General features: G+C 67.0%; 9 protein-coding genes. 3 read left to right on the top strand and 6 right to left on the bottom strand.

Annotated features, from left to right (window positions below; translation table 11 throughout):
- Positions 1-62: 62 nt before the first annotated feature.
- The 5 genes from QRO93_RS14270 to ahpC form a co-directional block, all read right to left on the bottom strand.
- Positions 63-1019, bottom strand: coding sequence for a transaldolase (locus QRO93_RS14270; RefSeq protein ID WP_053448856.1), 957 nt, complete (start codon positions 1017-1019; stop codon positions 63-65).
- Positions 1020-1069: 50 nt separating this feature from the next.
- Positions 1070-1474: a nucleoside diphosphate kinase regulator gene (rnk, locus tag QRO93_RS14265; protein ID WP_004154317.1), complete on the bottom strand. Its 405-nt coding sequence runs from the start codon at positions 1472-1474 to the stop codon at positions 1070-1072.
- Between the two features lie 123 nt (positions 1475-1597).
- On the bottom strand, positions 1598-2563 hold the full coding sequence (locus QRO93_RS14260) for a LysR substrate-binding domain-containing protein (RefSeq protein ID WP_008268420.1): 966 nt from the start codon (positions 2561-2563) through the stop codon (positions 1598-1600).
- An 85-nt stretch (positions 2564-2648) separates the two neighbouring features.
- Entirely contained in the window at positions 2649-4241 is a 1593-nt protein-coding gene (gene ahpF / locus QRO93_RS14255) for an alkyl hydroperoxide reductase subunit F (RefSeq protein ID WP_053448857.1), read from the bottom strand.
- Positions 4242-4466: 225 nt separating this feature from the next.
- Positions 4467-5030: an alkyl hydroperoxide reductase subunit C gene (gene ahpC / locus QRO93_RS14250; protein ID WP_004144811.1), complete on the bottom strand. Its 564-nt coding sequence runs from the start codon at positions 5028-5030 to the stop codon at positions 4467-4469.
- Positions 5031-5352: 322 nt separating this feature from the next.
- Here ahpC and prmC point away from each other — a divergent pair, with 322 nt between their 5' ends.
- Both prmC and pip read left to right on the top strand, forming a co-directional pair.
- Positions 5353-6210 (top strand): peptide chain release factor N(5)-glutamine methyltransferase, encoded by an 858-nt coding sequence (gene prmC, locus QRO93_RS14245; protein WP_180880852.1) that lies wholly within the window; start codon positions 5353-5355, stop codon positions 6208-6210.
- A 48-nt stretch (positions 6211-6258) separates the two neighbouring features.
- Positions 6259-7200, top strand: a complete 942-nt coding sequence (gene pip / locus QRO93_RS14240; RefSeq protein ID WP_164087748.1) for a prolyl aminopeptidase — start codon at positions 6259-6261, stop codon at positions 7198-7200.
- Between the two features lie 72 nt (positions 7201-7272).
- Here the strand turns inward: pip and QRO93_RS14235 are convergent, their stop codons facing one another.
- A complete protein-coding gene (locus QRO93_RS14235; RefSeq protein ID WP_049457969.1) occupies positions 7273-8157 on the bottom strand; it encodes a LysR family transcriptional regulator in 885 nt (294 codons plus the stop codon).
- A 105-nt stretch (positions 8158-8262) separates the two neighbouring features.
- On the opposite strand from QRO93_RS14235, the gene QRO93_RS14230 reads away from it, so the two are divergent.
- A partial coding sequence (locus QRO93_RS14230) for an MFS transporter (protein ID WP_285304266.1) occupies positions 8263-9664 on the top strand: 1402 nt, incomplete at its 3' end.

The following is a 9664-nucleotide window of genomic DNA, read 5'->3' as shown; positions in this document are numbered from 1 at the left end:
TGCTTCATGCCTTTCGCGACCAACCGACCCGCCACGAGGGGCTCAGCCGTTGGCCGAAATCCTCACAGTTCCGAACGAATCCGCTCGCGCAGCGCCTGCAGATCCTTGGCAAACGCATCGATACCGGTCGCCAGCTTCTCGGTCGCCATCGGATCGGCGGCCAGGTCGGCGGCGAACTTCGCTGCGTCGATCGGGGTCACCGCTGCGCCGTCGGCGGCACCGGCCACCAGCTTGCGCGGCAGCTCGCCATGGTCGGCGTCCAGCTTCTCCAGCAGGTCCGGCGAAATGGTCAGGCGGTCGCAGCCGGCCAGCGCTTCGATCTGCGCGGTCGAACGGAACGAGGCGCCCATCACCACCGTCGGCGAACCGCGGCGCTTGAACTCGGCATACACGCCGCGCACGAACTTCACGCCCGGGTCTTCGTCGATGCTGGCCGGGGTCTGGCCATTGGCCACGTACCAGTCCAGGATGCGACCGACGAACGGCGAGATCAGGAACGCGCCGGCTTCGCTGCAGGCCAGCGCCTGGGTCGGGTTGAAGATCAGGGTCAGGTTGCAGTCGATGCCCTCGGCCTGCAGGATGCGCGCGGCTTCCACGCCTTCCCAGGTCGCAGCGATCTTGATCAGGATCTTCTCGCGCGGCACGCCGGCATCGGCGTACATCTGGATGAACTGGCGGGCCTTGGCTACGGTCGCGGTGGTGTCGTGGGCCTGGTCGGCGTCCACTTCGGTGGACACGCGGCCCGGCACCAGCGTGCTCAGCAGCGCGCCGACGCCGATGGTCAGGCGGTCGGCCACGGCGTGCACCACGGCTTCGCGGTCACCGCTCTGCTGGCGGCCCCAGGCCAGTTCGCGTTCGATCAGTTCGGCGTAGACCGGCAGGTCCAGCGCCTTCTTCACCAGGGTCGGGTTGGTGGTGCAATCCACCGGCTGCAGGCGCTTGATCGCGTCGTAGTCACCGGTATCGGCAACGACCACGGACAGTTCGCGCAGCTGGGACAGTTTGGACGGGGTACTCATTACGGCTCCTGGTGCAGGGGGATCGAATCGCGCGCGGTGCGCAGCGGTAATCAGGGGCGGTCGTTGTGGACCGCGGTCACGCGCAGGCGCAGCTTGCGGCCGCCGGGCGCATTCCAGTCGATGCTCTGGCCGATGGCCAGGCCGAGCAGGGCACTGCCGACCGGGGCCAGCACGGAAACCTTGCCTTCATCGACGTTGGCTTCGCGGGGGAAGACCAGGGTCAGGACGTGTTTTTCGCCCGACACTTCATCTTCGCACTCCACGCGCGAATGCATCATGACGATGCCTTCGGGAATCTGGTCCGGCGCCAGCACGGTGGCCCGGTTGAGTTCTTCAGCAAGCGCGAGCGCGGCAGGCGTCTGGCTCAGCGCAGGGGAGTCGAGCATGGCCTCCAGGCGGTCCATGTCGAAGGTGGAAACAGTGATCGACGGCGGCAGGCCGCTGGCGGTGTTCATGGTGACGCTCCTTGGTTGAAAACCATGCAAAAGGCGGCACCCGCTGGCGCCGCCTGTCTGTATTGTGGGGACAAATGCGACCGGAATCGACTCCTGCCGATTCCGGGCCGAGGCTGTGGGGGCTCAGCCGTTCAGCGCGGGGCCGGGCAGGGCATTGGCGTCGTCGCCGACGGCATTCACCGCGTCGAGCGTGAACAGTGCATGCGGCAGCCGCTTGAACTGGTCGGCCAGCTCCATCAGGAAGCCGTTCATGGCCGAGCTGCGGCGCCAGATCATGGCGATGCGTCGGCTCGGACGACCTTCGCCGGTGAAGTCGAGCAGGCGGATGTTGTTCGAGCGCGGCACCGGCGGCTGCACCGACAGGCTGGGAAGCAGGGTGATGCCGACGTCGGCGGCGACCATCTGCCGCAGGGTTTCCAGGCTGGTGGCGCGGAACTCGGACTTCTCGTTGGCGCCGAACAGGCGGCACACTTCCAGCGCCTGGTCGCGCAGGCAATGGCCGTCTTCCAGCAGCAGCAGCTTCTGCGTGGCCAGCTCCTGCACGTCCAGGTGTTCGCGGCGGGCCAGCGGATGGCGCCCGGACACGGCCAGCAGGAACGGCTCCTCGAACAGGAACTCGGCATGCAGCTGGTCGTCGATCACCGGCAGCGCCAGCAGCGCGGCATCGAGCTTGCCTTCGCGCAGACGGTCCAGCAGCACGTCGCTCTTTTCCTCGACGAGCAGCAACTCCAGCTCCGGGAAGCGTTCGCGGATGCGGGGGATCACATGCGGCAGCAGGTACGGGCCCAGGGTCGGGAAGATCCCCAGGCGCACCGTACCGGCTTCCGGATCGCGGCTGCGTCGCGCCGCTTCCTTCAGTTGCTCCACTTCGGACACGATCACCCGTGCCCGCGCGGCGGCTTCCTGCCCGGCCGGGGTCAGCATCACCTTGCGCGGCGCGCGTTCCACCAGCGGCAGGCCCAGCTCTTCTTCCAGCTTGCGGATCTGCGTCGACAGCGTGGGCTGGCTGACGAAGCAGGAGGCGGCAGCCCGGCCGAAATGCTTGTGGTCGGCCAGGGCTACCAGGTACTTCAGATCACGTAGGTTCATCCTTACACCCCAGGGGTAACGGACCGGCTGACGGCATGGTTACCCGACAGGCAGACAATGTTCCCGGTGATCTGGGAACGGTGGATCAGGCCGCTTCAGCAACGGCACCGCTGCTGTTGCTCACCGACGAGCGGATCAGGTGATCGAACGCGCTCAGTGCGGCGGTCGAGCCAGCGCCCATGGCGATGATGATCTGCTTGTAGGGTACCGTGGTGCAATCGCCTGCGGCGAACACGCCCGGCAGGTTGGTTTGGCCACGGTCATCGATGACGATCTCGCCGCGCGGCGAAAGTGCCACGGTGTCCTTCAGCCATTCGGTGTTGGGCAGCAGGCCGATCTGCACGAAGATGCCTTCCAGCTCGACGCGGTGGGCATCGCCGCCGACGCGGTCCTTGTAGACCAGGCCGGTGACCCGGCTGCCGTCGCCCAGCACTTCGGTGGTCTGCGCGCTGGTCAGCACGGTCACGTTGCCCAGGCTGCGCAGCTTCTTCTGCAGCACTTCATCGGCGCGCAGGCTGGAATCGAATTCCAGCAGGGTTACATGCGACACGATGCCGGCCAGATCGATGGCCGCCTCGACGCCGGAGTTGCCGCCGCCGATCACCGCCACGCGCTTGCCCTTGAACAACGGGCCATCGCAATGCGGGCAGTAGGCCACGCCCTTGTTGCGGTACTGGTCTTCGCCCGGCACGTTCATCTGCCGCCAGCGCGCGCCGGTGGACAGGATCACCGAACGCGACTTCAGCACCGCGCCGTTCTCCAGCTGCACCTGCACCAGGCCGTCTTCGCCGGCCGGCACCAGAGCGCTGGCACGCTGCAGGTTCATGATGTCCACGTCGTACTCGCGCACGTGCTGTTCCAGCGCCGTGGCCAGCTTCGGGCCTTCGGTCTCCTTCACCGAGATGAAGTTCTCGATCGCCATGGTGTCCAGCACCTGGCCACCGAAACGCTCGGCGGCGATACCGGTGCGGATGCCCTTGCGCGCGGCGTAGATCGCCGCAGCGGCGCCGGCCGGGCCACCACCGACCACCAGCACGTCGAAGGCATCCTTGGCGGCGATTTTCTCGGCATCGCGCTTGCTGGCATTGGTGTCCAGCTTGGCGACGATCTGCTCCAGGGTCATGCGGCCTTGGTCGAACACTTCACCGTTGAGGTACACCGTCGGCACCGACATGATCTCGCGCTTCTCGACTTCGTCCTGGAACAGGGCGCCATCGATGGCCACGTGCTGGATGCGCGGGTTGAGCACGGCGGCCAGGTTCAGCGCCTGCACCACGTCCGGGCAGTTCTGGCAGGACAGCGAGAAGTAGGTTTCGAACTTGAAGTCGCCCTCCAGGTTCTGCACCTGCTCGATCAGCTCGGCGGTGGCCTTGGACGGGTGGCCGCCGACCTGCAGCAGCGCCAGCACCAGCGAGGTGAACTCGTGGCCCATCGGCAGGCCGGCGAAGGTCAGGTGGATGTCCTGGCCCGGGGTGCCGAGGTCGAAGGACGGCACGCGGCCCTGGCCGTCGCGCAGCACCTGCAGCGAGATCTTGTCCGACAGGCTTTCCAGGGTCTGCAGCAGTTCCAGCATCTCCTGCGACTTGGCGCCGTCGTCGGCGTGCGCGGTGATCTGGATCGGGCGGGTCACGCGCTCCAGATAGGTCTTCAGCTGCGACTGCAGGTTGGCGTCCAACATCGGGTCATCTCCTGGCTTCAGGCAAACAGGGGGCGTGGCACCGCTGTAGAAGGTAGCGGACCAGCAGGGGGTAGGGGTGAACCCAAGACAGCGACCGTGGAAGGGGCTGGCTGGCCAAGGCGGGCGAGCGTTGGCTGTCTTGGGTTCACCCCCACGCCGGCGGGGGGACCGGCACGGGGATGAGGGGCGCGCCGTGGCGTGGGGCCACGGCAGGCCGGTACTGCCTTAGATCTTGCCGACCAGGTCCAGCGACGGGGTCAGGGTCTTCTCGCCTTCCTTCCACTTCGCCGGGCACACCTGGTTCGGGTTGGCGGCGGTGAACTGGGCAGCCTTCAGCTTGCGCAGGGTCTCGGAGACGTCACGGGCGATCTCGTTGGAGTGGATCTCCAGGGTCTTGATCACGCCTTCCGGGTTGATGATGAAGGTGCCGCGCAGGGCCAGGCCTTCTTCCGGAATGTGCACGCCAAAGGCGTTGGTCAGCTGGTGGGTCGGGTCGCCGACCAGCGGGAACTGGGCCTTGCCGACGGCCGGCGAGGTTTCGTGCCACACCTTGTGCGAGAAGTGGGTGTCGGTGGTGACGATGTAGACCTCGGCGCCGGCCTTCTTGAACTCGGCGTAATGGTCAGCGGCGTCTTCGATCTCGGTCGGGCAGTTGAAGGTGAAGGCGGCCGGCATGAAGATCAGGACCGACCACTGGCCCTTCAGGGTGCTGTCGGAAACCTTGATGAACTCGCCATTCAGGTAAGCATTGGCTTCGAACGGCTGGATCTGGGTGTTGATCAGGGACATCGTTATTCCTCTGGGTGAAGGGGAGTGGGTGAATCGACAGGAGCTAGGTTACCGACTCGCTGGCGATAAGAACAATCCATTGATTGCATCTATTTGATAGATGTAGTCTATCAAAATGCACTGAGCAGGCACTGAATCCGGCTGCCTCCGTCCTGCAACTGCCTGTGTGACAAGGAAAATCTTCCCTGGAGGGTGAAGACGGCCGATAGCCCTTCCTTATCCCGTCCGCCAGAACCTGAACGGATTCCCGCCTTTTGTAGCGTCGAGCCTGCTCGACCATGGGCAGGGAGCAGTCGAGCAAGCTCGACTCTACAATTGCGGCATGTCCGTCAAAACCGAACCCTCCCTGCGCCAGGTCGTGGCCGAGGCCAGTGCCCGCCTGGGCGGCATCGAGGCCCGCCACGAGGCCGAACTGCTGCTGCTGCACGTGCTGGAGCGCCCGCGCAGCTGGCTGTTCGCACACGCTACCGACCCGCTGCCCGCCGCTGAACTCGCCACCTTCGAAACGCTGCTGGCGCGTCGCGTGGCCGGCGAGCCTGTGGCCTACCTGACCGGTCGCCGCGGTTTCTGGACGCTGGACCTGGAGGTCGACCCGGCCACGCTGATTCCGCGCCCGGAAACCGAACTGCTGGTGGAACTGGCACTGGATCGCCTTCCACTGGGCCGCCCGCTGCAGCTGGCCGACCTCGGTACCGGCAGCGGCGCGATCGCGCTGGCGCTGGCCAGCGAACGGCCGCAGGCGCAGGTACTGGCCACCGATGCCAGCGTGGGTGCGCTGGCCGTAGCCACGCGCAACGCCGCGCGCCATGAACTGCACAACGTGCGCTTCGCCGAGGGCGGGCATGACTGGTACGCGCCGCTGCAGGCCGCGCGCTTCGATCTGATCGCCAGCAACCCGCCGTACATCGCCAGCGACGATCCGCATCTGCAGCAGGGCGACCTGCGCTTCGAACCGGCTACCGCGCTGGCCTCCGGCGTGGATGGCCTGGATGACATCCGCCGCATCGTCGACGGTGGCCAGGCGCACCTGCTGCCCGGGGGCTGGCTGCTGATCGAACACGGGTGGGACCAGGGCGAAGCGATCCGCGCGCTGTTCGAGGCGGCGCGTTTCGCCGACGTGCAGACCGTGCAGGACCTGGAGCAGCGCGACCGCATCACCCTCGGCCGGCGACCGGCCTAGAATGGGGGTTCTCCTGCCCCGGCAGGGCATCACCCTGGAGCTGCAAGCATGCGTACGCTGTACCCCGCCATCACCCCTTACGACGTCGGCACCCTGAAGGTCGACGACCGCCACACGCTGTACTTCGAACAGTGCGGCAACCCGGACGGCAAGCCGGTGGTGATGCTGCACGGTGGTCCGGGCGGCGGCTGCAGCGACAAGATGCGCCAGTTCCACGACCCGTCCAAGTACCGCATCATCCTGTTCGACCAGCGCGGCGCCGGCCGTTCCACCCCACACGCCGATCTTGTGGACAACACCACCTGGGACCTGGTTGCCGATATCGAAAAACTGCGCGAGCACCTGAAGGTCGATCGCTGGCAGGTGTTCGGTGGCAGCTGGGGCTCGACCCTGGCCCTGGCCTACGCCGAAACCCACCCGCAGCGTGTGACCGAACTGGTGCTGCGCGGCATCTTCATGCTGCGCCGCTGGGAGCTGGAATGGTTCTACCAGGAAGGCGCCAACCGCCTGTTCCCGGATGCGTGGGAGCATTACCTGAAGCCGATTCCGGCCGTCGAGCGCCACGACCTGATCTCGGCCTTCCACCGCCGCCTGACCAGCGACGACGAAACCACCCGCCTGGAAGCCGCCAAGGCGTGGGCGGTGTGGGAAGGCGCGACCAGCTTCCTGCATGTCGATGATGACTTCATCAACAGCCACGAAGACCCGCATTTCGCGCTGGCCTTCGCCCGCATCGAGAACCACTACTTCGTCAACGGCGGCTTCTTCGAGGTGGAAGACCAGCTGCTGCGCGACGCGCACCGCATCGCCGATATCCCGGGCGTGATCGTGCACGGCCGCTACGACGTGGTCTGCCCGCTGGCCAATGCCTGGGACCTGACCAAGGTCTGGCCGAAGGCGAAGCTGGAAATCACCCCGGCCTCGGGCCACTCGGCGTTCGAAGCGGAGAATGTGGACGCGCTGGTGCGCGCCACCGATGGTTTTGCCTGATCGGTAGTGCCGGCCGCTGGCCGGCAACCCCGAAACGATTGGATCGACGTGGACGCCGGCCAGCGGCCGGCGCTACCACTCTCCGGCCAGCAGCGCGTCGGCCAGTACCTGCAGCTTCGGTGAGTGCTGGCGCGACGGCGGGTAGATCAACGACAGCGCACGGCTGCGGCCTTCGAACGGCTGCAGCACGCGTTGCAGGCGGCCATCGGCCAGCGCATCGGCCACCGCGAAATCCATCACCTGCACGATGCCGATGCCGGCGATCGCCGCTTCCACCAGCGGATCACCGCTGTCGAACACCATCCGCGTCGGCGGGGTGAACTCACGCAGCTGCCCGTCCTGCAGGAACTGCCAATCCACCAGGCGGCCGCTGCGCAGGTTGCGCACCGCCAGGCAGGCGTGATCCTGCAGCGCGGCCACGTCGACCGGCGAGCCGCAGCGCTCCAGGTACTGCGGGCTGGCCACGGTCACCCAGCGCAGCGGACGCAGGGGACGCGCGACGATGCGCTGGTCGGCAATGACGCCGGTACGCAGCGCGGCATCGAACCCTTCTTCAACCAGGTCGACCAGGCGATCGCTGAGCACGGCTTCTACCTGCAGCTGCGGATGCTGCTGCAGCAGCGGCGCCAGTAGCGGCACCAGCACCTTGCGCCCGAACATCGACGGCGCGCTGATCTTCAGCGTGCCCGAGGGTGTGCAAGGTCGGTCGGCCAGTTGCCGCTCGGCGTCGTCGAGGCCGGCCAGCAGGGGCGAGACCTGATCGACGAACTGGCGGCCATCCGGGGTCAGTGCCACGTTGCGGGTGTTCCGCTGCAGCAGCTTCACCCCCAGCGTGGCTTCCAGCCGGCTGATCGCGCGCGACAGCCCGGACTGGCTCAGGCCGAGCTGGCCGGCAGCGACAGTGAAGCTGCGTGCCTCGGCCACCTGTACCAGCATGCGCACGGCATTGAGGTCCATCGGGGCTTCATTCATGCCGAAAATCATGACAGATATGGTGGATTGGGGGTTTATTGATTCGGCTGCATCAATGAGACTGCGCTCCCCCACCGCGCCAGACCACCGATGCCTCCCCTCAAATACCCGCGCTGGGCGCTGACCCTGCTGGCCACCGCCCAGCTGATCATCGCCCTGGACGCCACCATCATCTTCGTCGCCCTGCATGACATGGGGCGCGCGTTGCAGATCAACGCGCAGCAGCTGCAATGGGTGGTCAGTGCCTACACCGTGGCCTTCGGCGGCAGCCTGCTGCTGGGCGGGCGTGCCGCCGATCTGATCGGCCGTCGCCGCTTCTACCGGCTGGGCATGCTGCTGTTCGCGCTGGCCTCGCTGCTGGGTGCACTGGCGCCCAATGCCACGCTGTTGATCATCGCGCGCGCGGCACAGGGCATCGGTGCTGCATTGTTGTTCCCGGCCACGTTGGCGCTGATCAACACGCTGTACGCGGAGGGCCCGGTGCGCAACCGCGCGCTGGCGATCTGGAGCATGGCCAGCGCGGTCGGGTTGGCGTTGGGCACGTTGCTGGGCGGGGTGCTGACCCAGGCGTTCGGCTGGCCGGCGGTGCTGGCGGTGATCGTGCCGTTGGCAACTGCGTGTGCGGTCGCGGCCGGCGCGTGGCTGCCGGCCGATGGCCCACGGGTGCAGGGCCGTTCATTCGACCTGGCCGGTTGCCTCACCGTCACCGCCGGCGGCAGCCTGCTGGTTACCACCCTGGTTCAGGGCCCGGAGTGGGGCTGGACGGCGCCGGCCACGCTCATCTGCCTGCTGCTTTCAGCCGTACTGTTGACGGTGTTCGTACAGATCGAAAGGCGCAGCCGAGACCCGCTGATGCAGTTTTCGCTGTTGCGCCTGCCTGGCCTGCGCGCGGCACTCGGCCTGACCTTCGCCTTCATGAGCAGCTATGGCGTGCAGTACTACTTCCTGGCGCTGTATTTCCAGGACGGCTATGGCTGGAGCCCGCTGCAGGCCGGGATGGCCTTCCTGCTGCCGACACTGGTGTGCACCTTCGGCATCCGTATTGCCGAACGCATGCTGCGGTGCCGTTCGCCACGGCAGGTGCTGGCCTGGGGATTCGCCGCCGGTGCCATCGGCATCGCCGCGGTGGCGCTGGCGATGCCGCATGGCGCCGGCTACTGGCCGCTGCTGCCGGGCATCGTGGTGCTCAGCATCGGCCAGGGCATGAGCTGGACGGCGATGTGGATCGTGGCCGGGCAGGGAGTGCCGGGTCCGCAGCAAGGTGTCGCGTCCGGCATGGCGGCCACCGCCCAGCAGATCGGCGGCGCCCTGGGATTGGCGGTACTGGTGATGGTCGCCAACGCCGCACGCGGCACGCAGGCAGCAACCAGTCCCGATGCCCTGCAGGGCATGGTCAATGCACAGTACGGCGCCGCGCTGTTCGCCGCGCTCGGCGTGGTGATCGCGCTGGGCCTGCGCCCGGCAGCGGTAGCGGTAGTGGGGGGGGGGGGGG

The sequence above is a fragment of the Stenotrophomonas maltophilia group sp. Smal17 genome (assembly GCF_030237045.1).
GTDB lineage: Bacteria > Pseudomonadota > Gammaproteobacteria > Xanthomonadales > Xanthomonadaceae > Stenotrophomonas > Stenotrophomonas forensis.
The sequence above is the reverse complement of the archived record's forward strand: the minus strand, read 5'-3'. Positions and strand labels throughout refer to the sequence as shown.